Source organism: Arthrobacter sp. E1SS-5 (genome assembly GCF_057073715.1).
Genome location: NZ_CP172703.1, coordinates 3,793,270 through 3,818,011 on the forward strand (window position 1 = coordinate 3,793,270; position 24,742 = coordinate 3,818,011).

Consider the following 24,742-nt stretch of genomic DNA (forward strand, 5'->3'; position numbering starts at 1 on the left):
TGAGCATTTTGCCACTCCCGCGCTGTCCAACTACTGGATCTGTCCTACCTGATCCACCCCTGTTGCGCAGACGTCCCCAATTCCCGCACCATGCTGTCCATGACCAGCACCCTTCCCGAAGCCGCGGCACCCGAGGTCCGCGCCGCCGTCGCCCAGCTCCCCGCCTACGTGGCCGGCAAGAGCGCCCAGTCTGACCTGACCGCCGCCCTTGCCTCGAACGAAAGCCACTTCCCTCCCCTGCCGTCCGTTATCAAGGCGATTTCCGCCGAGGCGGACCGGATCCACCGGTACCCCAGCATGGGCGCGGTGGAAGCACGTGAAGCCATCGCCGCGCACTTCGGCGTCAGCGCTGGTGAAATTGCCGCCGGCCCGGGAAGCTCAGGGGTCCTGCAGCAGATCATCTCGGCCGTCAGCGGACACGGCGACGAGGTGGTCTACGCTTGGCGCTCCTTCGAGGCGTACCCCATCCTGGTGGCGGTGGCCGGAGCCGTATCGGTGCCAGTGCCGCTACTGGCCAACGAACACCACGACCTTCCGGCCATGGCAGCCGCCATCACCGAGCGCACCCGGTTGGTCATCCTGTGCTCGCCGAACAACCCCACCGGAGTGTCAATCAGTGCAGAGGCGCTGGAAGAGTTCCTGCAGTCCGTGCCCCCGCGGGTGCTGGTGGTGCTGGACGAGGCGTATATCGAGTTCCAGCGCGGGCCCGGCGTGGACTCGCTGGACTTCTACCGCCGTCACCCCAACCTGTGCATCCTGCGCACCTTTTCCAAGGCGTACGGGCTGGCGGGGCTCCGGATCGGCTACGCCATCGCCCGGCCCGCTATCGCAGAGGGCCTCCGCCGCACCGCCGTTCCGTTCGGCGTGAACCGCATGGCGCAGACCGCAGCGGTTACCTCGCTCGTGGCCGGCGACGAGGTCCTGGAGCGGACCGAGGCAGTGGCGCAGGAACGCACCCGGGTGATCGGGGCCCTCCGCGGCTACGGCTGGGACGTGCCGGACAGCCAGGCCAACTTCTACTGGCTCCGTGCCTCCGATGAACTGCGGGAACGGATCCTGGACGCACTGTCCGGGGCCGACATCCTGGCCCGCGGTTATGCCGTTGACGGTGTCCGGATCACCTTGGCTGACAAAGCCACCAATGACCGCGTGCTTGCGGTCCTGGCCGACCGCCAGAGGTTTGTGTCCCGGTGAGTACTTCCACAGAAACTCCCGCTGACACAACCCCCGCTGCCCCGGCCCGGCACGTGGAAGGGCCGACGGCGGCAGGTTCCGTGCCGCCGTCGGCCGTCCGGCACTCGGTGGTTGAGGATGTGCTGGGCATCCTCACCGGTACGTTCGCCGCATCGCTTGGACTGTTCCTGCTCAAGTCGAGCGGCGCCGTCACCGGCGGCACCGCCGGGCTGGCGCTGCTGCTGAGCTATTCGGTGGCGCTGCCGTTCGGCGTCATCTTTTTCTCGGTCAACCTGCCGTTCTTCGTGCTGGCGGTGTGGAAGAAAGGCTGGAACTTCGCCCTGCGCACGGGTGCGGCGATTGCCCTGGTGTCCGTGATGGCCAGCCTGCATCCAGCGGCATTGGGTTCCTTGCACATCGACCCCGCGTATGGGGTGCTGGGTGGAAACCTGCTCGCCGGCGTCGGCCTGCTGATCCTGTTCCGGCACCAGTCCAGTCTGGGCGGCTTCAACATCCTGGCCCTGCTGCTGCAGGAAAAGCTGAAATGGCGGGCCGGATATGTGCAGATGGTGCTGGACGTGGCCATCGTCCTGGCCGCGCTCGTCCTCGTGTCCCCGCTGATGGTGCTGCTGTCCGCGGCTGGCGCCACCCTCCTGAACCTCATCCTGGCGCTGAACCACCGGCCCGGGCGCTACTTGGGAAAGTAGGCGCCTGCCTGGCCCTTTATTCCCCGCAGCCCGTTGAAATATCTGGGTCCGGGCTGGTGTTGGCGCCCATATGACAACAATCGGAATCATCGGTGCAGGACATATTGGAAGCCAGGTTGCACGGAAGGCCGTGGAGCTGGGCTACGACGTGGTCATCAGCAACTCACGGGGGCCGGAAACCCTTCAGGACCTGGTGGCGGAGCTTGGCCCAAAGGCCCGGGCGGCCACGTCAGCGGAAGCGGCTGCTGCCGGCGACTTTGCTGTGGTTGCCGTGCCGCTGAAGAACTACAAGGACGTCCCGGTGGAACCGCTGGCGGGCAAAATTGTGATCGACACAAACAACTATTACTGGGAGCGGGACGGCCGCATTCCTGCCCTGGACAATGGCGAGGCCACCACCTCCGGGATGCTCCAGGAACACCTCCCCCAGTCCAAGGTGGCCAAGGGCTTCAACCACATCATGGCCAAGGACATCACCACTGACGGAACTCCGGCGGGCACGGAGAACCGCCGGGCCCTTGCCACCGCCAGCGACCACCCGGAGGCCGCCGAACTGGTGACCCGCCTCTACGACGAATTCGGTTTCGACACCGTCAACGTCGGGCCGCTCTCCGAAAGCTGGCGCGTGGAGCGCGACCGCCCGGCTTACGTGGCACGGCAGAACGCCACAGAGCTGAAGGACAACCTGGCCAAGGCGCCGCGGACCATCTGATTCGTCCCATACAAAGACTGGCTGGCAGTTCCCACTGCCAGCCAGTTGTGTTTTAAGCGGCGCTAATTTCGGGCCGGATCCAGCACCGGGAAGGCATCGGGGTACCCAATCTGCTTACAATCGAAACCTCTGACCACTACCGAGGGACCCATGAAGAAATTCGCCACAGCCCTGTTTGCCGCCGGCCTCGTTGCTTCCGCCACGGCCTGCACCGCCACGCATCAACTGACCACCGCTGAAACCTGCGAGCGGATCCAGGCCGTTGTGTCGAACCCCGCCAACAACGCCGGCAAGACGGGCATGAACAACCTCGCCAACCAGATCCGCCCCATCCACGCGGTGGCATCTGACGACCTCAAGCCCGCCCTCGCCTCGATCCTGGCGTACACGGACGAGCAGGCCAAGGAGAACCCGGACAAGGACAAGCTGGCCGGGCTCCAGTCCGGCTACCAGGAAGCCGGCGCGACCTACAGCAAGTTCTGCGGCCAGGCGGGCGGCTAAGCGCTTGGATGAAAGGACCGGCCCCCTGTCCAGGTGGCCGGTCCTTTTGTCGGTGGCCTAGAGCGTTGCGGGGTCGGTGTTGGCGCCGCACAGAATGACGGCAACGCGTTCATCCTCCGCGGGCACGTACGCGCCTGACAGCAGCGCAGCGTAGGCGGCCGCCGCTCCGTGCTCCACGACAATCCGATAGTCGTTCCACAGCGCGGAACGGGCTTTGATGATGTCCGCGTCCGTTACCAGGACGCTTACGACGCCGCAGCGGACCGCGACGGAGAAGCCGATGTCGCCTACGCGGCGGGCCCCCAGGGAGTCCGCGGCAACGCCGGATACCGCCACGTCCACCGGTTCGCCGGCAGCGAGGGCGGCGTGCAGGGTAGGCGCACCTTCCGGTTCCACGGCCACCACTTTGGCCGAACCTTCGACGGCGGCCGCCACTCCCGCCATCAGCCCGCCCCCGCCCGCGGCCACCAGGACGGTATCGACATCCGGCAGCTGTTCCAGCAGCTCGGAACCCACGGTTCCGGCGCCGGCCGCGATCTCAGGCTGGTCATAGGCGTGGCAATAGATGGCGCCGGTATCCTCTGCGTGGGCCACGGCGGCCTGGTAGGCGGCCGCGTACTCGGCACCGCCCTGGACCACCGTGGCCCCGATGGCCCTCAGTTTGGCCACCTTGACGGCCGGCGCGGCTTCGGGAACGAAGACGGTGGCCGGCACCCCTAGCTGTTTGGCGGCATAGGCGTTGGCCAGTCCGGCGTTTCCGCCGGAGGCGACGACGATGCCCACGTCGGTTCGCAGCTCCCCGCGCTCCTTGCTGGCCAGGATGCGGTTGACGGCGCCCCTGGCCTTGAAGGTGCCCGTATGCTGCATGAACTCACACTTGAACCAGACCGGGCCGTTAAACACTCCGGGGTCTGCCTGCATCACCGGTGTCCTGCGGATCAGGCCTGCCGTCCGGCGGGCTGCCTGATCGATATCGGCGTGGGTGATCATGTTTAGACTTCGTTGTCCCAGGTTCCCTGGTCCTTCAGGGCGTCTTCCGGCTCAGGTTCCCGCGCCGCTTCTTCACCACCCACATAGGATGCCGGTACGGTTCCGGCCGCATGAGCCTGCTGTTCCTCACGGATGTTGTTTGCGCCCGGCTGTTCCAGGTGCTGACCGGAGGTGGGCGCCTTTGCGGCCTGGTCCTTGGCCTCGTCCGGGTCGCCCGGCCCGCGGAGGTCCGCGGTGTTCTGGGGATCGTCGCTGGAAACTGTCATGGTCCTGCCTTTCACCTGGGAACTGCCTGTTTCAGGAACTGCTGTGCCGGACCTGGGTGAACCCTTGTCCGGACTCCAGCCTACGGTCAGGAGCCATTCCTTCGTCCGCCCCACACGTTTTGCGCGCCCGCGTCCCGCGGTTGTGAATCCCAGCAGGGACTCTCCGGCCGCCTCCAGCGTTAACCGGATCGACAGGAGGATGCCAAATGATCATTGTGCTGACGGGCATCGACGGATCGGGAAAGTCGACGGCGGCACGCACCGTGGTTGCGACGGTGCGGGCCCATGGCGGGCGGGCCATGCTGGTAAGCAACCATGCTGGACGCAGGGCTTTGTCTTTGGCCACAGCCAGGCTGGGAGTTCGGCTGCCCGCGCGCCTGGCTGACGCCGTCGAAACATTCCTCCGGGTGGGCAACGTGCTGCTCTCGCACCTGCGCGCCGCCGGGTTCAATGGATTGGTGGTCATGGACCGCCACCTCCACTGCCAACTGGCACTACGGCGCGCGAAAGGGCTGCCCCGGGGACGGTTCCTTCCTTGGCTGTTGGCCCGGCTGCCGCAGCCGGACGCCATCCTTCACCTTGAGCTGGACCCTGCCGAAGCGCATCGCCGGATCACTGCCCGGGGCACGGATTCCGAGACCGTGGATGACCTCGCAGCCTTTAACAGGGGGTACCGGGAACTGCCGGAGTACGCCAACTTTTTGAGAGTCGATGCGTCGGGTTCGGCGGTCGAGGTGGCGGCGGAGTTGGACGCCCGGATTGCTGGCCTATCAGTCATAAAGCCCGATTAGCATTCCGCATTGCGGAAATAGGTTTTCCTCTTGCGGAATAGTGTGACGAGGATTACTTTGGAAACGGCCCCGCAAACGGGCTGTTCCCAATTGATAGGCAAAGGTCAATGAAGATCCCCAACCCTGAGGCACTGAAGGCGAGTTCGGTGCCCGCGAAGAGGAAGCCGCTGTACAAGTCGCTCTTCTTCCAGATTCTGATCGCCGTCGTGGCAGGTGTCCTCATCGGGCATTTCTGGCCGGACCTCGGATCCCAACTGAGGCCGCTCGGAGATGGCTTCATCAAACTCATCAAGATGATCATCGCGCCGCTGATCTTCCTGGTGATCGTCACTGGAATTTCAGCCGTCGGCGACGTCAAGGCGGTTGGAAGGGTGGGGGTCAAGGCCCTGCTCTACTTCACGGCAGCAACACTGTTCGCCCTGGTCTTCGGACTGATCGTGGGGAACATCGTCCAGCCCGGAGCTGGCTTGAACATTGATCCGGCAACTCTTTCCCAGGCAGACCTGGATGCAAAGACCGGTTCCGCGGCGCCCAAGGATGCCGCTTCCTTCATTCTCGACATCATCCCGGCCAGCGTCATCGGGGCGTTCGCCAGCAACAGCCTCCTGCAGGTCCTCTTCTTCTCTGTCTTCTTCGGTGCCGCAATCGTCGTGATCGGCCGCGAGAAGTGCCTGCCGGTTATCAACGTCATGGAAACAGTCCTGGAACTGATCTTCAAGATCATGGCCTGGATCATGAAAGTCGCACCGCTCGGCGCGTTCGGGGCCATGGCATTCATTATCGGCCAGTACGGTCTGGATACCTTGAGCACCTACGCAGTACTGATCGCGGCCTGCTACGGCGCGGCAATTATCTTCATCGGACTGCTGTTCGTGGTGGCATGGAGTTTCGCCCGGGTGCCACTCTGGCAGTTCCTCAAGTACACCCGGGAGGAATTCCTCCTGGCCCTGGGCACTGCCTCAACAGAAGCGGTGATGCCCAGGATCATGACTAAGCTGACCAACGCCGGCTGCTCCAGGGCCACGACGGGCCTGGTGGTCCCCACCGGCTACTCCTTCAACCTCGATGGCGCAGCGATATACCTTTCGATCTCGCTGCTGTTCCTGGCCCAGGCCTTCGGACACCACCTTGACCTGGGCCAGCAGCTGGCGGCACTCGGGGTGCTGCTGTTGACGTCCAAGGGCATGGCAGGGGTCCCGGGCTCGTCATTCCTCGCCCTCTCGGCTACCGCCGCAGCACTCGGGATCTTCCCGGTTGCCGGCGTCGCGCTCCTCCTCGGAGCCGACCGGCTCATGGACTCGATGCGCGTGGTAGTCAACCTGCTCGGTAACTGCGTGGCTACCTTCATCGTTTCCAAGTGGGAGGGCCAGTTCGACCGCAGTGTGATGGTCCGCGCCTTCAACGGTGAAATCACCAACCACGACTCTGCGATCCTGCTCGGCAAGGAAGAGGACTTCGAGGGCCAGGAGCTGCAGCGGCTGACGGAGGGGCAGGAACCGTCACCCCGGTTCAGCGGAGCACCCACCCGCGACGTCGTTGCCGAACTTCCGGTCGATGCCGGCGCCAGCGTCAGGCTTGGCGGCAAAACCAAATAGCGGCCACCCACGCAAAGGATGCGGGCCGGGACCCCAAGGTCCCGGCTCGCATCCTTTTTCTGCTTGAAAGTTGCCTGCTACCGCGAAGCAGTCGGGGAGGCCGACGACGAGGCGCCGCTGCCGGATGACATCGTCGACGACGAAGTCGGCGAGGCCGTCGACGATGCTGAGCTGCTCGGCGAGGACATGCTTCCTGAACCGGACGAGCTGCTGGAGGTGGAAGTAGCACTGGACGTTGCGCCGCCGCTCTCCGCCTTCTTCAGGACGTCGTTGATGAGGCCCTCAAGTTCCTTCTGGTCCTTATCGCCCAGGTCGGAACCGCTCTTGGTGGCGACCACAAGCAGGCGGCCCTGGGCAGCGGACACCTGCATCAGCTTCTGCTGGTTGTCACCGCTGCGGGTGCTGACGGTGGCGAAGGTCTTCTCCGCGTCCGTGTTCGCCTTCAGCTCCTCGCTGGAAACGTCGTACTTCTGCCCCAGCGCGGAGACGGAGAACTTGGCGCACTGGTCCATCTTGTTGCTGATGTCGGTCAGTGTCTTGACGGCGTCGGGGCCGTCGCTGCCGGACTGCGCGGAGAGCGTGCGCGGCTGGTTGCCTTCGGAGAGCGCCACGGCTACGTCACCGTTCTCCACCTTGTCCAGCAGGCCGGCGGTGGCGATGTCCTTGCAGTCCTTGGGATCAATGGTCGCAGTGCTCATGAGCAGGTTGGCGATGTTGCTGCCCTGGGCCACCTGATCCTTGGAGTACAGCTTCAGCTCGTTGCCGTCCGCGTCCTTCATGCCGGCGATGAGGTCGCGGAGCTGGTCTTCCGAATACACCTTCGCGTCCGCCGTCTGGCTGGCGGAGGCCGACGCCGACGCCGACGTGCTTGCCGTACCCGACGGGCTGGCGGTACCGCTGCCTCCTCCCGAGCAGCCGGCCAACGCCAGCATCGCCGCAGCAACCACTCCAAGCGCAGAAACTTTTCGCATTAGGTTCACCCTCCGAAATAGACAGCATGCTTAGTAACTTCCACTGTAGATGTTCCCATTGGGAGTGCGAAATAACGCGTCGCGACTTTTACCGGCCTTCCGGGTCGGCCCCTGTGGAATAATCCGAGGCGGGAGGCGAGTGGAACGTGAACAGCGCATTGACCCTCCGCGGGCGGATTATCACCGCCACCATGGACTTACCGGACGGGGTTGTAACGGTCGACGGCGGCCTGGTTACCTTCGCCGGGCCGGCGCCGGATTTTCCGGGGGTTCTTCCAGAAAAGGGACCCGGCGGCCAGATTCTCTTGCCTGGACTGGTGGACCTGCACTGCCACGGCGCCTACGGTTGGGACTTTTCAGAGGGCGACCTTGACGGTGCATCCCGGGCAGCCCGATACCTGCACAGCCGCGGCACCACCACCTTGCTGGCCAGCGTGGTTTCCGGGAAACCACGGGACCTGCTGCGCAGCCTCGGCGTCCTCAAGGAACTGGCCGAGCAGGGCCTGGTTGCGGGCTCCCACCTGGAGGGCCCTTTCCTCTCGGGCCAGCAGTGCGGCGCCCACGACCCCGCCCTGCTGAGGGATCCCGATCCGGAGTTGGTCACCCAACTGATGGCGGAGGCAGGGCCCTCCCTCGCATCCATGACGCTGGCGGCAGAACTACCGGGTGCTTCCGGCTTGGTCGATCAGCTCAGTGCAAGCGGCATCGTCCCGTCCCTGGGCCACACCGCGGCGGACCATGCGACGGCGGGTGCCTTCCTTGAGCGTGCGGCCGCCGGGCTGCGCTCTGCGGCTGATAGTGGCGGCAGGATCCGGCCCACTGTGACGCACCTCTTCAATGCGATGCCTCCGCTGCACCACCGCGCCCCCGGCCCCGTCTCGGCCAGCCTCAACGCGGCACGGGCCGGCACGGCAGTGGTGGAACTGATCGGAGACGGCGTGCATCTGGCACCGGAGACGGTGAAGCTGGTCTTCGACCTTGTCGGAGCGGGCAACATCGCGCTGGTGACCGATGCCATGGCCGCCACAGGTCTGGAGGACGGACACTATCGCTTGGGGTCGCTCTCAGTAACCGTGAGCGGCAGGGTGGCGCGTGTGGACGGTACTGGTGCCATCGCCGGCGGTACCGCGACGTTATTGGACGTTTTCCGGACTACCGTAGCCGCAGGTGTTCCCCTGCAGGATGCTGTGACGTCCGCTTCGGCCGTCCCGGCATCGGTGCTGGGCCTTTCGGCGGAGGTCGGTGACCTCCGTGCTGGTATGCGCGCTGACATCTTGGTTCTTGGCCAGGATCTGCAGCTGGCTGGGGTGCTGCGCGGTGGTGAGTGGGTGCACTCGATCGGGTGAGAGCATGTCCTGCCACGTAGTTGCTGCCCGCTCCCTTGCTGCCCCGACCTCAAATTGTCAGACCCCTGTTGGATGATTCTTGTATGGCAAGCAGCAGCGGTGTTGGGGCAGGTGCGGAGGGCATTCATGCCTCTGTGGCTGCCCTTGATGCCCTGGACCGGGAGGATGGGTTCCTGGCCTCCGGCACTGCTGTTGGTTCGGGTGCTGCTGTTGGTTCCGGTGTTGATGTGTTGCAGCGGCGGTATGAGATCCGGCTGGAAAGGCTGGAGCTACGGTCCCGGCTTACCGCGCAGCTCGCGGCCGCGCAGGCGCGGGACGCTGCCGAAGCCGTTGGGTTCCAGCAGGCCATGACGCCGCCGGACGCGTCGCTGCACGACCGCACCTACGCGGAGATGTCCACGGTGGAGGAGATCGCCGGGGTCCTGGCCATCAGCTCCGCCGCCGCAGGTGCGTTCGTGGAACAGTCCCGGAAGGTTTGCTCCCTCCCGCCCGTGTTCGAGGCCCTGGCCGCTGGTGACATGTCCTGGCAGCACGCAAAGGTCATCGCCGATGAAACCGAAGGCCTAACTCCTGAGGGCGCGGTGAAGTTGGTGGCGCATTTCTTCGACCCCGACGCTCCCCACCCCGCCCGCGGGGCAGCCCCTGGCGAACTCGTCCCGTCCCGGTTCCGGGCGAAGGTGCGCGGCTGGCGGGAGCGGCACCATCCGGAGTCCATTGAGAAACGCCATGTGAAGGGTGTGGGTGACCGGTGGATGGAGTACACACCGGACCGTGACGGCATGGCCCGGGTCACGCTCTACCTGCCCGGCGACACCGCCTGCGCCATCTGGAACCGCACCACCGCCACCGCCCGTGGCCTCCAAGGCCCCAACGAACCACGCACCATCACCCAACTCCGCCCCGACATCGCAGCATCACTCCTCCTCAGCACCGGCAACGCCATGGAGACCAACCGCAACACCACCGCCGCAGCAACAGAGCCGGTCAGCAACGACGAAGGAACCGGTAAGGACGACGGAACCGGCATCGCTGCCGGTTCGCGGCCCGTCCGGGAAATCGGGAAAGTCCCCACGCCGCGGGCTGATGTCTTGGTAATGGTGCCGGTGCTCTCGCTGCTCGGGGCGACCGATGAGCCGGCAGTACTTGACGGACTCGGCCCCATCCCCGCGTCAATGGCCCGGAAACTCGTCGCGGACGGGGCGGAGTCCTTCTACCGCGTCCTCGTCGACCCCCGCGACGGGACACCCTTGGAGATCGGGAGGAAGAACTACCGGCTGACGGAGACCATCAAACGCTGGATCAGGATGCGCGACGCCAAATGCACCTTCCCCGGCTGCACCAACCGCACCCCGGACAACGAAACCGACCACCTCCAAGCCTGGGAACACGGCGGCAATACTGATGTCAGCAACCTGGCCCAACTCTGCCCCAAACACCACCGGCTCAAACACCACAGCACTTGGACACCGGATCCAGCCACCACGAAGGACCCGCCCGGCTGGACCTCACCAACAGGACGCCACTACAACCCAGAACACCCCGACTCCGAACCAACACACTGGCCGCAATGGCTGATGCCCACCGCAGGCCAATTCCTCGATGCCAGGTGCTCAGATGTTAGATGTGTAGTCGCCAGCTGCATAGACGCCGGCCCGGAAGACCTCCCACCATGGGAACCCGACGACGACTCACTCATCGACCCCGACGACCTCTCACCGGACGATCCCCTCTGGGCCGAACTCCTTGCAACGCCGCTCATACCATCCAGGTGATGCTGCCCTGCGCAGATGACACTGTCTTGCCCTCCCTGGAACCGGCATCACACGCAGCGAAAGTCCTTGTTCTTCCCAGGCGAAAGTCACCGCGACGATCCCCCAAGGCAACTCCCATTCGCCAGCCTTGGGCACTCCGGCTTATGCAGCTCCCATTCGCGAGCCCTGGATGCTCCGGCTTATGCAGCTTTGGGCGCTCCGCCGGGGCGGCGTCGAAGTGCCAGCCGTTGTGCCTGCTCCTTCGTGGCGACAGCGCGGAGGCGGGGAACGACTCCCATGGCAAGGGGCTGCCCGTGGCCGGGAGCCAGCACTCGGGGGCCCAGCTCGGCCAGTCGCGAAACGGAATCCAGGGAGGTCTTCCAGTTCCAGGTGGTGTACCAGGGCGGTCCGGACAGGTCGGGCGATCCCAGCAGGACTCCGCGCAGCGAGTTCAAGTTCACCGTCACCACCGCATCGCCAGTCATCAGGACGCCATCCTTGGAGCGCCAGTAGGCGACGTGTCCGGGTGTGTGGCCAGGGGTGGGAACGGCAACCCAATCTGGCAGACCGGGGACTTCACCGCTGCGCGGAAGGCCTTGCACAACGTCGGTGATGTCGTTCGCCGCTTCCATGCGTCGACGGGCACGACTGGGCAATGACCACAGGAACGGAGCCACCAGCCAGCGGTCCAGCGGCATCGAAAATTCGGGAATGTAGCGTCCGGCAGCCATGGACAGCTCCGCCTGGTGGACATACACCGGAATGCCCCAGGCGCGCGCCAGTACACCGGCGGCACCTGAGTGGTCCGGATGGATATGTGTCAGGAATATGGCAGTCGGCGCGTTCTCCGGCCCGAGCATCTTCTCCACGGCACTGAGGACAGGCCTCGCACTGCCGGCCCACCCGCAGTCGACCATCACCCACCGGGAAGCCGAACGGACAAGGTAGAGGTTAACTGCCATAGGCCCGCTACCGGCAGTCATGAGCACCACGCCGGAGGCAATCTCCCGCGGCTCCGAAACCCGCATCACCTTGGCCCCACGCCGCTGGAAGAAAGGGGACATGCGGAGCACATACGTGCAAGAGATCCAGGCGTACAGGATGTGCCCGTGTGCTGCAGCGGGGACCGGTTGGACGGTTGCACCACTGGACCTCGCATGCACCCAGTTTTCCGCCGCCCTACCTCGCCCAGTAGGGCCTAATGGCCTTTCTAACCGTCCGCCCCGGGCAGGCACACCTCCACAAGTTCCCCGCTGACGCGCGTCTCGAAAAGGGGCTGCCGGGAAGTTGCGGGCCCCGCCTTCACCTCTCCGGTGCGCAGCGAGAAAGTGCTCCGGTGCCATGGGCAGACGACGCACGGGTCCCCGCCGTCGTCCTTGATCTTGCCTTCGTGAAGCGGTCCGGAAAGGTGGCTGCAGACGTTGGACAACACGTTAACGGTGTCGCCCTCGCGGTGTACCAGCAGCGGAATACCGGCCACCTCGCGCTTGTGGAGGCCGCCCTCGGGCAGTTCCGCCAACGGTGCCAGCGGATGCCATCCGGCCGGGAACCGGTGCGGGATTTCCTCGCTGTGGTTCACCCCGGCGGCTTGGCGGTAGGACAGGTGGCCGCCAAGGAAACCGCCGGTGCCGACGGCGGCAAGTCCCAGATAGGCAAGGACCTTGCCGCTGCCTTGGCTGCCCCTGGCCCTTTGGACAAGTGACGCGATGTAAAGGCTGGTTGCCGTCACATTGGCCGCCGCATGCACCAGGCCCACCCGCTGCTGCTGCGGGTGCAGCTGCGACCAGTCCGTGAATCCGGCGAGCGCAGAAGGAAGCACGCTGGCGGTACCCACTCCGATCAACAGTCTCGCCGCTTTCTCAGCGCCTGGAACGGCATCCAGCACGCCGGCTGACACCCAGGCACCGATCGGGACCTGGACGGCAAGTGGGTGCACGGGGTGGCCGATGGGAACGCCGTGCATGATGTCGCGGGCCCACTGCGGTTTGATGACCTTTTTGACGACTTTCCTGACGCTCTTGGCCAGCGGGTCAAGCCATTCGGCGTCCTCGAGGCGGGTGACAAGCTCAAGTGCAGGCAACGGTTTCATGTGACGTCCCTTACCCCAATCAGCGCTGTCCACTCATCACGCAACGCCCCGTTTTATGCCAAGCGCACTTTCAGGGAAAGCGGCTTGTTGGGCAGACCGAAAGTCACCGCAGCGGCGACCCAAGGACTGTGAACCGATGGCCGCCCATCTGCCCGGACAGCAGCGGCATGGCCTCAACGATCGCCGCGCGGGTGCTGTCGAGTTGCAGTGAGGCCTGGTGCGCCTCCGCGGACTCCCATAGTTCGGAAACGAACACTGTGTCCGGCACGTCATCGTTGATGCCCACTTCATAGAGCAAGCAACCGGCTTCCTTCATCCCGGGCTTGGGCCGAAGCAGGATGGCAACGAGGGCATCCCGCTGCCCGGGCTTGGTACCAAGGGTCCCCACATTCGCAAATGTCATGGGACCAGTGTGCGGCAAGTCCCCGACAAGCGGAGGGCCACTCTGCCTACCTACGGTAAAACCCCCGCGAGTAGGGTAGCCGCTCCCCTAGTACGCCCCCTAAGGGCCGGCGGAAGATTAAAAGACCGGATACCCGCATCAACGCCAGACGGAAGGATCCGGAGTCGAAGCCACCCGCTTTGGCGGGCGCGCTGTCTGAAATGGGACGGGCAGGCCCGCGGCCGCCACACTGGTTTTGCAGCATGCTCACTATTCGCGACGGTTCTGAAGGCTGCCCGCAAAAGGTGAATCACGCCCTTTGAGGAGCGACAAGAAATGTCCAACAATGGAACGAACCGACCAACCAAGGCGCGGACGGCCCTGGTTCCGTTGGTTTCACTGGGCCTGCTGGGGGTTTCCCTGGCAATGGCCGCACCGGCCAACGCGGAAACAAGCCGCAACGGCTGTACCGTCAACCCCCTGGATCCAAAGGATCTCCGCGGGAACGACGTCGATTTCAGGATCACAGTGGATTGCAACGGCCAAAAGACCGTCGAGATCCGCCAGCGGATCTATGAAGACGATCGCCACAGCGATGACCTCCTCGCCAAACGACAGTTCACGGAGGAATTTGGCCGCCATGACGACGCGAGGACCGTTCACTACTTTGTGGATGTCCGCAACCACGACCGCAAGGGTGAAGAGGTCTACCAACTCGTCTCATTCCGGGTGGAGAACCACGGTGGCCACTGGTCGGACTGGACCCCATGGGAGAAGAGCGCCGTAGTGGAAGTGCACGGCGGCAAATAGACCCATCAGGTCCACATAGTGGGGAACCAGTGGTTGGCTCCTGGTTCCCCACTATGTCGTCCCCGTCTCAGTCCGCGGCACCAAGGTTTCCGGCATGGACGACGGCGCCACTCGCCGTCGTGTCTTCCTTCAGCATCCAGCCCACCCGCTTTACCGTCCGCAGCATCACTGCACTCTCCACGATGTCAATGCCCGGCACCTTCTGCTGCAACGCCAGCTCAGCAGACATCACATCGGCCAGGGTCTGCAGCCACATGATGATCACAAAGTTGGTGGGCCCGGTGGTGGAGGCGCTCAACCGGACATTGCTGATGGTGCGGATCTGGGCCGCAGCGGCATCATGCTGGCCGGCCGGGACATTGACGAACCACTGGCAGGTCACCGGAAACGATGAGTAGGCCTGTGCGATCTCGCAGCGGAAGGACAGAATGCCGCTGGCCAGCACCCGGTTCAACTGCCGCTGGACGGTGGCGGGGTGGCGGCCCAGGGAGCGGGCGATGTCCGCTGCCGTCGCCCGGCCGTCCCGCGCCAGGAAGGGCAGCAGGTCAAGGTGGCTCTGCGGAAGCTGGGCCGCCTGCGCGGACTCCGAAGCAGGCGGGGAAACAAGCGTCCGCAAGGTGGCAAGCTGGGCACGGCTCAGGACGTTCAGCCGCCAGTCGTCCCCGCTGCTGTGCAGCCGGGTGCACAGCGCCACCTGATACTTGGTAAGCCCCTCGACGGCCTTCAGGCGGGTGATGATCTTGGCACTGAATTCCTCCAGCGAGCGGGTGATGACGGTCAGCATCAAATCGCGGTTGCTGGCTGCCTCCTCCACTGTGACGATCTCGGGGACGGCCGCCAGCTCCGCCGTGACGCTGTCCCGCAGGTTCATCTCACAGTCCACCGCCACGTAGGCCAGGAGCATCTGCTTCGGGTCGCCCGCCAAGTGCGCCGTCACCCAGGCCGCCCCGCTTGAGGTCAGGCGGTCCCAGCGGGCTGCCAGCGTGGTGGCGTGCACGCCAAGTACCTTTGCAGCATCGGCCCAGCCCAGCCTCGGAGAGGCCTGCAGGACCTGGATCAGGGCAAGATCGTCCTCGCTGAGCTCCACTGAGGCCTCCTAGGGTTTGCATAGATCCTGCTGTAAAAGGGCAGCAGGAGGATAATTCCAGCGGTTTCGGCGCATGTGAACTGCGCCACTTCACAATAGTCCACAAGCCTGATGCCGACTGCCAAGGAGTTACCCATGCCCATAAGAGACGACGCCCAAGACCTGCAGGGAGACTTGGCCCGCCTCCGTCATGACCTTCACCGGCAGCCGGAAATCGGGCTGCACCTCCCCCGCACCCAGGAGAAGGTCCTGGAAGCGCTGGACGGGCTCCCGTACGAGATCACGCTGGGCAAGGAGACGACGTCGGTCACGGCAGTGCTGCGTGGAGGAAAAACGGGCGGGGGAAACACGGACGCTGGGAACCACACGGGACAACCAGGGGGAGCACAGCGTCCTGCCGTCCTCCTCCGCGCGGACATGGACGGACTGCCCGTCCAGGAAAAGACCGGAGTGGAATTCACCTCCCAGGCCGACGGCGCCATGCACGCATGCGGCCACGACCTGCACACCTCCATGCTCGCCGGAGCCGCCACCCTCCTGGCCGAAAAGCGGCACCAGCTCAACGGCGATGTCGTCCTCATGTTCCAGCCCGGCGAGGAGGGCTTCGACGGCGCCAGCTACATGCTCCGCGAAGGCGTCCTGGATGCCGCCGGCACCCGCGTCAGCGCTGCCTACGGCATGCATGTCTTCTCCTCACTAGAGCCGCACGGCACGTTCTGCACCAAGCCCGGCGTCATGCTCAGCGCCTCCGACGGCCTTGAGGTTACGGTGCTCGGCGCCGGCGGCCACGGCTCCGCACCGCACTCCGCGAAGGACCCGGTCACGGTGGCCGCTGAGATGGTGACCGCCCTGCAGGTGATGGTCACCCGGCAGTTCAACATGTTCGATCCGGTGGTCCTGTCCGTGGGCGTGCTGCACGCCGGCACCAAGCGGAACGTCATCCCGGAGTCGGCCCGAATCGAGGCGACAATCCGGACGTTCTCGGAGGCCTCGCGCCTGAAGATGATGGACGCCGTGCCGCGCCTGCTCAAGGGGATCGCCGCCGCTCACGGGGTGGAGGTCGCCGTCGACTACCTGCAGGAGTACCCCCTCACCATCACCAGCGAGGACGAAACCCACACCGCGGAGAAGGTGATCACCGAGCTCTTCGGCGAGCGGCGCCTCGCCCGCTGGGCCACCCCATTGAGCGGTTCGGAGGACTTCTCCCGGGTGCTGGCCGAGGTGCCCGGCACCTTCGTGGGGCTCAGCGCCGTCGCACCCGGTGGTGACCCCGACGCCTCGCCGTTCAACCACTCACCGTACGCAACGTTCGACGACGGCGTGCTGGCTGACGGGGCCGCACTCTACGCGGAACTCGCCGTGTCACGGCTGGCCGCCCTGGCCACCGCCTCCTGAACCCAGCGGCTCCAAAAGAGCACAGCGCCTCCCAAAAAACCGGCAGCAGCGCCGCTGCCCCTCCAGACCAACCGACCAGGAAGAAGACCATGTCAGTTGCAGCAACCAAGCCCAGGACGGGCCGCATGTCCACCGCCAAGACTGTCGTCGGCACCGGCATCGGCAACGCCGTCGAGTGGTACGACTGGGCCATCTACGCCACGTTCACCCCGTTCATCGCCAGCCAGCTCTTCAGCAAGGAGGACCCGGCGTCGGCGGTGCTGTCCACCCTGGCGATCTTCGCCGTCGGCTTCGTGGCCCGGCCCTTTGGCGGCTTCCTGTTTGGCTGGATCGGCGACCGGATCGGCCGAAAGTCCTCCATGACCCTCGCCGTCGGCCTCGCCTCGCTGGGCAGCCTCATGATCGGTGTCGCCCCCACCTTCGCCAGCGTCGGCGCGTTCGCCTCGCTGATGCTGCTGGCGGCCCGGCTGGTGCAGGGCCTGGCGCACGGCGGTGAGCTGCCGTCGTCGCAGACGTACCTGTCCGAGATGGCACCCAAGGAGCACCGCGGCTTCTGGGCCACCCTGATCTACACGTCAGGCACTGTGGGCATCCTGTTCGGCACGCTGCTGGGTGCCGTGCTCAACATGGCGCTGAGCACCGAGGCGATGAACGCGTGGGGCTGGCGCGTGCCCTTCCTGATCGGCGCCGCGATGGGCCTGTACGCCCTGATCATGCGGTCCCGGCTGCACGAAACCGAGGCCTTCCAGGGCGAGGCTGCCACCGAAAAGCGCGCCGCGATCTGGCCGCAGATTGTCCGCTACCGCAAGCAGGCGCTGCAGGTGATCGGGCTGACGGTGGGCCTCACGGTGATCTACTACATCTGGGGCGTGGTGGCACCCAGCTACGCCACCACCGCACTGAAGATCGACCGCGGCGAAGCACTGTGGGCCGGCGTTGTGGCCAACATCGTGTTCATCGCCGCCCTGCCAGTCTGGGGCAAGCTGTCCGACCGGATCGGCCGCAAAAAAGTCCTCTGGGCCGGCGCCATCGGCTCGGCAGTGCTGCACTTCCCCATGACCTGGCTCCTGAGGGACTCCGCCTGGCAGCTGGCCGTGAGCATGTCCGTGATGCTGGTGTTCATCGCCGCGAGCGCCGCCATCGTTCCCGCCGTGTACGCCGAACTGTTCCCGACGTCGATCCGCACCGTGGGTGTCGGTGTCCCCTACTCCATCTGCGTCGCTGTGTTCGGCGGCACCGCACCGTACCTGCAGCAGTGGCTGGGCTCCTCGCTGGGCGCGCCGCAGGTGTTCAACGTTTACGCGGTGCTGCTGCTGGTAATCAGCGCGGCGTTCGTCTTCACCATCCCCGAGACCAAGGGCAAGGACCTGACGCACTAGGCTTTGGCCCGTCGAAAGGTCCCCGGCGCGTTCAATGGCGCCGGGGACCTTTTGGTTCATGCCTGCTCGAGCCCTCCGGTCAGTGCGCGCCGATCCGCCGTGCCTCACGGACCGCTGCTTCCGCACCCTCTTTCCAAGGCATGCCATGGCCGGGCAACAGCGTGGTTGCTCCCGTGGCCGCAATGGCCTCCAGCGACGCCAGCGCCTGTCCCGTGTCCTTGGTGGCGGCGGATGCCACGATCTGGGGTCCGGACTGGCCGGTGTACGGGTCGAGTGTCACCAGGGCGTCGCCGGTGAGGAGGACGCCCCGGTCCGGCAGGTGCAGGATGCAGTGCCCGTCGGTGTGGCCGGGAGCATGGACGACGTCGGGACGCCCGGTGACGGCGTCCGCCACCCCGGTGCCCAGCGGCTTGGTGTCGGAGATGCCTTTCACCGTCAGGGCTCCGGCTGCCGCCATCCGGCTTAGTGCCGGGAGCGACTTGGGATGCGTGAAGGGGTAGAGGAAGCGGTTGCGCTGCGGCTTGTAGCGGTAGGGGTGCGCCGCCAGGCGGGCGTCCTCCGCATGGACCAGCACCGGGATCCCCCATTGCCTGTGTGCCCGCAGCGCAAAGCCGACGTGGTCGAAGTGACCGTGGGTGAGGACCAGCGCCTTCACGTCCTGCGGGCGCCGGTTCCGTTCCTCCAGGAGCTGCGTGAGCATGGGCCACATGCTGGGCAGGCCCGCATCCACCAAGGTCACGCCGTGGTCATCCTCAATCGCATAGCAGTTGACGTTGGCGTGGGTGATCAGGTGGACGCCTTCTGCGACGTTGGGGATAAGCATGCAAGGAAAGTACCCAGGAACAGTGAACCTAACGCCGCGATGGCGGGGGAACCGATGGCGGCATTGCCGTGAACGCGTTCACGGTACAGGCAGGAACTGGTCAGGTTGCCTGGCCGGGCGGGGCAGCGACAGAACCGCGGGCCACCAACGTGCAGCCAACTATGGCCGGCTGAGCTGCCGTCAGGGAAAGATCAGCCCCCTCGACGGCGTCAATCAGGAGCCCGACCGCCCGGGCACCCATCCCGTAATGCGGCAGTTCCACAGTGGTCAGGGCCGGGCGCAAATTGTCTGCGATCAATTCCTGGTCAGCGAAGCTGATGATGGAAAGGTCACCGGGAATTGAGAGTCCCGACTCGGCAGCCGCACTGTAGGCACCCATCGCCATCAGGTCGTTCCAGCAAAAGAATGCGGTAGGCATGTCGGCGCCGTCCTTGCACGACAAAATGCGGCGGGCTGCCCAATAGCCGCCCTCCGCCTCCAGGACCCCTGACTCCACAGGTGCCGCGCCGCCGTCGAGCCCTGCTTCGTCAAGCGTGGCTCGGAAGGCCTGGACCAGCGGGCGCGTTGAGTGATCACCGTCGGCGCCGCAGATGAAGCCGATGCGGGTGTGGCCCGCATCAAGGAGGGCCTGTACGGCGTCGCGCATGCCGCCTTCCTCATCCGGAGCCACCGCCGGAACTTCCGGCTCCCCCGCCCCGGAGCCGACCAGGACTGCGGGCACGCTGCCCACATTGGCTGGCAGCTCCACCTTTCGCTGATGCATGGTGGCGTACAGGATGCCATCCACGCGACGGTCCATGAGCGCCGCTACGTCGGCCTGGCGGGACGCAAGGCTGGCCCCGGCTGACGTGTTGATGATCAGGAGGTTGTAGCCCCGCGCTTTGGCGGCCTCCTCCGCACCCAGGATGATCCGGCCGGCGTGGGGCGTGGCGGCGATGTCCTCGCAGACCAGGCCCAGCATGCCGGTGCGCTGGGTACGCAGGGCCTGGGCCAGGCGGTTTGGCCCGTACCCCAGCTGCGCCGCCGCGGACCGCACCTTGTTGCGGGTTTCCGGACTGACCCTGGCGTACGGAACGTCGTTCAGGACGTGGGAAACGGTAGTAGCGGAGACGCCGGCGGCCACCGCCACGTCCTTGATGCCGATAATCCTGCTGCTCACCTGTCTCCCACCCACCTTTGGGCTCTAGGCTATCGGCCCCGATGGATGTTCCCTGATGCCCGGCAAGGCATGCAGCCAGGTCAGCCGGCCTGCGGCAGCACCAGCAGGTAGCCGGCGGGCAGGCTGCTGCTCCAACGCCGCGGCTCCCGGACCACGAACTGGGTAGCCAGCTGCTCCGGGGTCAGCAGAGCATTCGGCGCAGGGGACGGCCCCCACTGCTGGCTCCCGTAGGGGTACAGCGGGTCCAGGACGTGAATGCCGGTCACCGGGAAGTCCGGGAACTGGCGGGGATCGCCGAGCGATTCGAAGCCGCTCATCACCCAGGCATGCCGGCCGCTCCACATCACCAGGCCGACGGGACGCCCCGTTTCGGTGATGGCACGCGCCGCCGTCCGCAGCGCTTCCTGGTAGTCGGGAACGCTGACGACGCCGTACGGTCCCATTCCAGACAAGGTCAGCACCTGCGCCCAGCCGAACGGGTTGGCCCCGTTGAACGAGTCGGACGAGCGGGCGCGGGCCATCTCCCACAGTTGGCTTTGCTGGTTGCGGTCGGCCCAGGTTCCGCCGCCGGTGTCGTCGATGAGATTATGCGCCATCTGGATGCTCGCGGCCACGCACCAGTCGAAGGTGTACTGCGGCACGAAGTCCCCCTCCCGGTACAGGTTGAGAGCGAACTGTTGGGGCACCGGAGCCGGGGCGGGAGCCGCGGCCGGACCTGGCGCTGGCTCCGCGGGGACGGGAGCCGGCGGAGGTGCCAAGGCAGTGCCAGCTGTACTGGGGCTGGCCGAAGCACCCGTAGAAGCGTCCGCGGAAGCAGCACCCGACGAAGCGGGAGCAGTCGCCGCATCCTGGAGCTGCACTCCCGGCGTGCATGCTGCAAGGAAGCCGGCCAAAGCAACGAGCCAGGCCAGAAGACGGAGGCGGGCGCCGGTCATGATCGCTCCAATCCATTCCCGCAGCGAGGGGTTACCTCCTCTCAGTTTGGTGCCCACGCCCGGTCTTGACTACCCCACCCCACCTTCCCTACACTTTTCATAAAGCAGAATCTAAATTCCACAAAGCGGAAACGGTAAGGATGCCGGAAGCGCGGGAAGATAGATCAAAGCCCCTCCCTCGGAAGGACCTACGATGACGTACACAGTGAACTGCTCCATCCTCCTCACGGAGCTGCCCCTGCTCGAGCGCCCAGCCGCCGCAAAGGCAGCAGGCTTCGACGCCGTCGAGTTCTGGTGGCCCTTCGAGACGTCCGTCCCGGCGGACAGTGAAATCACCAAGTTCGAGAACGCCATTACGGACGCCGGCGTCCAGCTCACCGGCCTGAACTTCAACGCCGGCAACATGCCCGGCGGCGACCGCGGCCTGGTGTCCTGGAAGGGACGCTGCTCGGAGTTCAAGGACAATATCGACGTCGTGGCCGGCATCGGCGAGCGCCTGGGCTGCAAGGCCTTCAACGCCCTTTACGGCAACCGGCAGGACGAATTCACCCCCGAAGAGCAGGACGAACTGGCCGCCAAGAACCTGGCGGCAGCAGCTGAAGGCGTCGCCCGCATCGGCGGCACCGTCCTCCTCGAACCGGTCAGCGGCGCACCCAAGTACCCACTCCTCACCGCCGACGACGCACTCAAGGTCATCGCCCGCGTCAAGGAGGAGTCCGGCGTCGAAAACATCAAGCTCCTCGCCGACTTCTACCACCTGGCAGTCAACGGCGACGACGTCCAGGCCGTCATTGAGAACCACGCCAAGGACTTCGGCCACATCCAGATCGCGGACAACCCCGGCCGCGGCGCACCCGGCACCGGTACCCTCCCGCTCGGCGAATGGATCGCCCGCAGCCGCGAACTCGGCTACGAAGGCTACATCGGCCTCGAGTACAAGGAACCGCAGGAAACGGCCTTCAGCTGGGCCATCCGCGAGCGCGTCGCCCGCTGATCCACCACCGCACACCGGCAAGACCACTAAGACTTCAGAAAGAGAACCATCATGAGCAACGTTGCAGTCATCGGACTCGGAATCATGGGCCTGCCCATGGCCATCAACCTGGTCAAGGCCGGCCACACCGTCACCGGCTTCAACCGCAGCCAGGACAAAATCGACAAGCTGGTCTCCGAGGGCGGCAAGGGCGCCTCGAGCATCGCGGACGCCGTCAAGGATGCCGACGTCGTCATCACCATGGTGCCGGACTCCCCCGACGTCGAAGGTGTTGTCAGCGGCAAGGACGGTGTCTTCGCCAACGCCAAGCAGGGCGCACTGTGGATCGATGCCTCCAGCATCCGCCCCGACGTTGCGGTCCGCCTGGCAGCAGACGCCAAGGAAGCCGGTATCCGCCCCCTCGATGCCCCGGTCTCCGGCGGCGAACAGGGAGCCATCGACGCGGTGCTCTCCATCATGGTCGGCGGCGAGAAGGCAGACTTCGACGACGCCCAGGACGTCCTGAACGCCGTCGGCAAGACCATCGTCCACGTGGGCCCCTCCGGCTCCGGCCAGACCGTCAAGGCAGCCAACCAGCTGATCGTCGCCGTGAACATTGAGGTCCTCGGCGAAGCCATCGCTTTCCTCGAGGCCTACGGCGTGGACACTGACGCCGCCCTCAAGGTCCTCGGCGGGGGCCTCGCCGGCTCCAAGGTCCTGGACCAGAAGGGCCAGAAGATGCTGGACCGCAACTTCGACCCCGGCTTCCGCCTCGCCCTCCACCACAAGGACCTGGGCATCGTCACCTCCGCCGCCCGCGAAGCCAACGTCGCCATCCCGCTCGGCGCCGTCGTCGCCCAGCTCGTCGCCGCCACCGTCAACCAGGGCGACGGCGCACTGGACCACTCCGGACTCTTCAAGCAGGTCCTCCAGCTCTCCGGCCGCAAGTAACCCAGGCCTGAAGCAGCCCCGCCAAAACGGGGCACTTCGACACGGACACGCCGGCCGCCGTCGTCCATTACGACGGCGAGCCTCCCCAAAGTGCCCCACGACGGTTCGTGGGGGTACTTCAGCACACCCAAAAACAGACTTTCCAAGCTTTCAAGGAGCACCCCATGAGCAAGATGCGTACCGTTGATGCAGCGGTGGCCATCCTGGAAAAGGAAGGCGCCATCGAGGCGTTCGGCCTGCCAGGCGCAGCCATCAACCCCTTCTACTCCGCCATGCGCGCCCACGGCGGCATCCGGCACACCCTGGCCCGCCACGTTGAAGGCGCCAGCCACATGGCCGACGGCTTCTCCCGCGCCAAGGACGGCAACATCGGCATCTGCATCGGCACCTCCGGCCCCGCCGGCACGGACATGATCACCGGCCTTTACGCCGCCTGGGCCGATTCCATCCCCATGCTCTGCATCACCGGCCAGGCCCCGGTGTCCAAGCTGCACAAGGAAGACTTCCAGGCCGTGGACATCGAGTCCATCGCCGCCCCCGTCACCAAGATGGCCATGACCATCCTGGAACCCGGCCAGGTTCCCGGCGCGTTCCAGAAGGCTTTCCAGCTGATGCGCTCCGGCCGCCCCGGCCCCGTGCTGCTGGACCTGCCCATCGACGTGCAGATGGCCGAGATCGAATTCGACATCGACACCTACGAGCCCCTCCCCATCGAAAAGCCCAAGGCCAGCCGCAAGCAGCTGGAAAAGGCCCTGGACATGCTCCTGGCCGCCAAGCACCCGCTGATCGTGGCCGGCGGCGGCATCATCAACGCCGGCGCCTCCGCGCAGCTCGTGGAACTGGCCGAGACCCTGAACGTGCCGGTCATCCCCACCCTGATGGGCTGGGGCACCATCCCGGACGACCACCAGCTGATGGCCGGCATGGTGGGCCTGCAGACCAGCCACCGCTACGGCAACGAGAACTACCTGCAGTCCGACTTCGTGATCGGCATCGGCAACCGCTGGGCCAACCGCCACACCGGCGGCCTGGAAACCTACACCGCGGGCCGCAAGTTCGTGCACATCGACATCGAGCCCACGCAGATCGGCCGCGTGTTCTCGCCGGACCTGGGCATTGCGTCCGACGCCGGCGCGGCGCTGGCAGGGCTGGTTGAGCTCGCCAAGGAGCGCAAGGCGGCAGGGTCCCTGCCGGACTACAGCGCCTGGGTTGCCGAATGCGCGGACCGCAAGGCCTCCCTGCACCGCAAGACGCACTTCGAAAACATCCCCATCAAGCCGCAGCGCGTGTACGAGGAGATGAACAAGTCCTTCGGCCGCGACACCGTTTACGTGTCCACCATCGGCCTGTCCCAGATCGCCGGCGCGCAGATGCTGCACGTGTTCGGCCCCCGCAAGTGGATCAACGCCGGCCAGGCAGGTCCCCTGGGCTGGACCGCCCCGGCCGCGCTCGGCGTGGCCCGTTCCAACCCGGACCAGACCGTGGTGGCCCTCTCCGGCGACTACGACTTTCAGTTCATGATCGAAGAGCTGGCCGTGGGCGCGCAGTTCAACCTGCCCTACATCCACGTAGTGGTGAACAACTCCTACCTGGGCCTGATCCGCCAGTCCCAGCGCGGCTTCAACATGGAGCAGAACGTGTCCCTGGCGTTCGAGAACATCAACAGCGCGCACCTGTCGGAGGACACCCGCGGCTACGGCGTTGACCACCTGAAGGTGGCCGAGGGCCTGGGCTGCAAGGCCGTCCGCGTGGAGGACCCCAGCGACCTCGCCGCCGCGTTCGACAAGGCCAAGGCCCTGATGGGTGAGTTCCAGGTTCCCGTGGTGGTGGAAGTGATCCTGGAAAAGGTCACCAACATCTCCATGGGCGTGGAAATCAACGCCGTGAACGAGTTCGAGGAACTGGCCGAGACCGCCGCCGACGCCCCCACCGCCATCCTGGCCCTGCAGGCATAAC

Annotated in this window: 24 protein-coding genes; 14 read left to right on the forward strand and 10 right to left on the reverse strand. The window is 65.7% G+C overall.

The window, feature by feature from the left end:
• Positions 1–90: 90 nt before the first annotated feature.
• The 4 genes from ACIGJD_RS17765 to ACIGJD_RS17780 all read left to right on the forward strand — a co-directional run bounded on the left by ACIGJD_RS17765 (position 91) and on the right by ACIGJD_RS17780 (position 3,093).
• Complete coding sequence (locus tag ACIGJD_RS17765) at positions 91–1,194, forward strand: histidinol-phosphate transaminase (RefSeq protein WP_483687324.1); 1,104 nt, start codon at positions 91–93, stop codon at positions 1,192–1,194.
• Positions 1,191–1,880: a YitT family protein gene (locus ACIGJD_RS17770; protein WP_483687325.1), complete on the forward strand. Its 690-nt coding sequence runs from the start codon at positions 1,191–1,193 to the stop codon at positions 1,878–1,880. Before ACIGJD_RS17765 ends, ACIGJD_RS17770 begins: the two co-directional genes overlap by 4 nt.
• A 70-nt stretch (positions 1,881–1,950) precedes the next feature.
• The gene (locus ACIGJD_RS17775) at positions 1,951–2,592 is read left to right on the forward strand and encodes an NADPH-dependent F420 reductase (protein ID WP_483687326.1); all 642 of its coding nucleotides are present in this window, start codon (positions 1,951–1,953) and stop codon (positions 2,590–2,592) included.
• A 150-nt stretch (positions 2,593–2,742) separates the two neighbouring features.
• Complete coding sequence (locus ACIGJD_RS17780) at positions 2,743–3,093, forward strand: hypothetical protein (protein ID WP_142132493.1); 351 nt, start codon at positions 2,743–2,745, stop codon at positions 3,091–3,093.
• A 57-nt stretch (positions 3,094–3,150) separates the two neighbouring features.
• Here the strand turns inward: ACIGJD_RS17780 and ACIGJD_RS17785 are convergent, their stop codons facing one another.
• Both ACIGJD_RS17785 and ACIGJD_RS17790 read right to left on the reverse strand, forming a co-directional pair.
• The gene (locus ACIGJD_RS17785) at positions 3,151–4,083 is read right to left on the reverse strand and encodes a threonine/serine dehydratase (protein ID WP_483687327.1); all 933 of its coding nucleotides are present in this window, start codon (positions 4,081–4,083) and stop codon (positions 3,151–3,153) included.
• 2 nt (positions 4,084–4,085) lie between these two features.
• Positions 4,086–4,349 (reverse strand): hypothetical protein, encoded by a 264-nt coding sequence (locus ACIGJD_RS17790; protein ID WP_483687328.1) that lies wholly within the window; start codon positions 4,347–4,349, stop codon positions 4,086–4,088.
• Between the two features lie 206 nt (positions 4,350–4,555).
• On the opposite strand from ACIGJD_RS17790, the gene ACIGJD_RS17795 reads away from it, so the two are divergent.
• A complete protein-coding gene (locus tag ACIGJD_RS17795; RefSeq protein ID WP_483687329.1) occupies positions 4,556–5,140 on the forward strand; it encodes a nucleoside/nucleotide kinase family protein in 585 nt (194 codons plus the stop codon).
• Between the two features lie 107 nt (positions 5,141–5,247).
• Positions 5,248–6,735 carry a C4-dicarboxylate transporter DctA gene (gene dctA / locus ACIGJD_RS17800; protein ID WP_483687330.1) on the forward strand — a complete coding sequence of 496 codons (1,488 nt, stop codon included), beginning with the start codon at positions 5,248–5,250 and terminating at the stop codon, positions 6,733–6,735.
• A gap of 77 nt (positions 6,736–6,812) precedes the next feature.
• On the opposite strand, the gene ACIGJD_RS17805 is transcribed toward dctA, so the two are convergent.
• Positions 6,813–7,706 carry a hypothetical protein gene (locus tag ACIGJD_RS17805; RefSeq protein WP_483687331.1) on the reverse strand — a complete coding sequence of 298 codons (894 nt, stop codon included), beginning with the start codon at positions 7,704–7,706 and terminating at the stop codon, positions 6,813–6,815.
• Between the two features lie 191 nt (positions 7,707–7,897).
• Between ACIGJD_RS17805 and ACIGJD_RS17810 the strand changes: the two genes are divergently transcribed.
• Positions 7,898–9,052, forward strand: a complete 1,155-nt coding sequence (locus tag ACIGJD_RS17810) for an N-acetylglucosamine-6-phosphate deacetylase (RefSeq protein WP_483689538.1) — start codon at positions 7,898–7,900, stop codon at positions 9,050–9,052.
• A gap of 83 nt (positions 9,053–9,135) precedes the next feature.
• Entirely contained in the window at positions 9,136–10,824 is a 1,689-nt protein-coding gene (locus ACIGJD_RS17815) for an HNH endonuclease signature motif containing protein (RefSeq protein WP_483687332.1), read from the forward strand.
• A gap of 179 nt (positions 10,825–11,003) precedes the next feature.
• Here the strand turns inward: ACIGJD_RS17815 and ACIGJD_RS17820 are convergent, their stop codons facing one another.
• The 3 genes from ACIGJD_RS17820 to ACIGJD_RS17830 form a co-directional block, all read right to left on the reverse strand.
• On the reverse strand, positions 11,004–11,867 hold the full coding sequence (locus tag ACIGJD_RS17820) for an MBL fold metallo-hydrolase (protein ID WP_483687333.1): 864 nt from the start codon (positions 11,865–11,867) through the stop codon (positions 11,004–11,006).
• Positions 11,868–12,013: 146 nt separating this feature from the next.
• Positions 12,014–12,892 (reverse strand): Rieske (2Fe-2S) protein, encoded by an 879-nt coding sequence (locus ACIGJD_RS17825; protein ID WP_483687334.1) that lies wholly within the window; start codon positions 12,890–12,892, stop codon positions 12,014–12,016.
• Positions 12,893–12,995: 103 nt separating this feature from the next.
• Positions 12,996–13,295: a putative quinol monooxygenase gene (locus tag ACIGJD_RS17830; protein ID WP_483687335.1), complete on the reverse strand. Its 300-nt coding sequence runs from the start codon at positions 13,293–13,295 to the stop codon at positions 12,996–12,998.
• 315 nt (positions 13,296–13,610) lie between these two features.
• Between ACIGJD_RS17830 and ACIGJD_RS17835 the strand changes: the two genes are divergently transcribed.
• Positions 13,611–14,084: a hypothetical protein gene (locus ACIGJD_RS17835; protein WP_483687336.1), complete on the forward strand. Its 474-nt coding sequence runs from the start codon at positions 13,611–13,613 to the stop codon at positions 14,082–14,084.
• A gap of 67 nt (positions 14,085–14,151) precedes the next feature.
• Here the strand turns inward: ACIGJD_RS17835 and ACIGJD_RS17840 are convergent, their stop codons facing one another.
• Positions 14,152–15,171 carry an Lrp/AsnC family transcriptional regulator gene (locus ACIGJD_RS17840; RefSeq protein WP_483687337.1) on the reverse strand — a complete coding sequence of 340 codons (1,020 nt, stop codon included), beginning with the start codon at positions 15,169–15,171 and terminating at the stop codon, positions 14,152–14,154.
• A 135-nt stretch (positions 15,172–15,306) separates the two neighbouring features.
• Between ACIGJD_RS17840 and ACIGJD_RS17845 the strand changes: the two genes are divergently transcribed.
• On the forward strand, positions 15,307–16,566 hold the full coding sequence (locus ACIGJD_RS17845) for a M20 metallopeptidase family protein (RefSeq protein WP_483687338.1): 1,260 nt from the start codon (positions 15,307–15,309) through the stop codon (positions 16,564–16,566).
• 89 nt (positions 16,567–16,655) lie between these two features.
• A complete protein-coding gene (locus ACIGJD_RS17850) occupies positions 16,656–17,945 on the forward strand; it encodes an MFS transporter (protein ID WP_483687339.1) in 1,290 nt (429 codons plus the stop codon).
• Between the two features lie 79 nt (positions 17,946–18,024).
• On the opposite strand, the gene ACIGJD_RS17855 is transcribed toward ACIGJD_RS17850, so the two are convergent.
• From ACIGJD_RS17855 to ACIGJD_RS17865, 3 genes are all read right to left on the reverse strand, one after another.
• On the reverse strand, positions 18,025–18,768 hold the full coding sequence (locus ACIGJD_RS17855) for an MBL fold metallo-hydrolase (RefSeq protein ID WP_483687340.1): 744 nt from the start codon (positions 18,766–18,768) through the stop codon (positions 18,025–18,027).
• A gap of 100 nt (positions 18,769–18,868) precedes the next feature.
• A complete protein-coding gene (locus ACIGJD_RS17860; protein ID WP_483687341.1) occupies positions 18,869–19,927 on the reverse strand; it encodes a LacI family DNA-binding transcriptional regulator in 1,059 nt (352 codons plus the stop codon).
• Positions 19,928–20,007: 80 nt separating this feature from the next.
• Positions 20,008–20,862 carry a hypothetical protein gene (locus ACIGJD_RS17865; RefSeq protein WP_483687342.1) on the reverse strand — a complete coding sequence of 285 codons (855 nt, stop codon included), beginning with the start codon at positions 20,860–20,862 and terminating at the stop codon, positions 20,008–20,010.
• Positions 20,863–21,055: 193 nt separating this feature from the next.
• On the opposite strand from ACIGJD_RS17865, the gene ACIGJD_RS17870 reads away from it, so the two are divergent.
• The 3 genes from ACIGJD_RS17870 (at position 21,056) to gcl (ending at position 24,741) form a co-directional block, all read left to right on the forward strand.
• Complete coding sequence (locus ACIGJD_RS17870; protein ID WP_483687343.1) at positions 21,056–21,856, forward strand: hydroxypyruvate isomerase family protein; 801 nt, start codon at positions 21,056–21,058, stop codon at positions 21,854–21,856.
• A 51-nt stretch (positions 21,857–21,907) separates the two neighbouring features.
• Positions 21,908–22,786 (forward strand): 2-hydroxy-3-oxopropionate reductase, encoded by an 879-nt coding sequence (locus ACIGJD_RS17875; RefSeq protein ID WP_483687344.1) that lies wholly within the window; start codon positions 21,908–21,910, stop codon positions 22,784–22,786.
• 164 nt (positions 22,787–22,950) lie between these two features.
• The gene (gene gcl / locus ACIGJD_RS17880) at positions 22,951–24,741 is read left to right on the forward strand and encodes a glyoxylate carboligase (protein WP_483687345.1); all 1,791 of its coding nucleotides are present in this window, start codon (positions 22,951–22,953) and stop codon (positions 24,739–24,741) included.
• The last annotated feature ends 1 nt before the right edge of the window (position 24,742 follow it).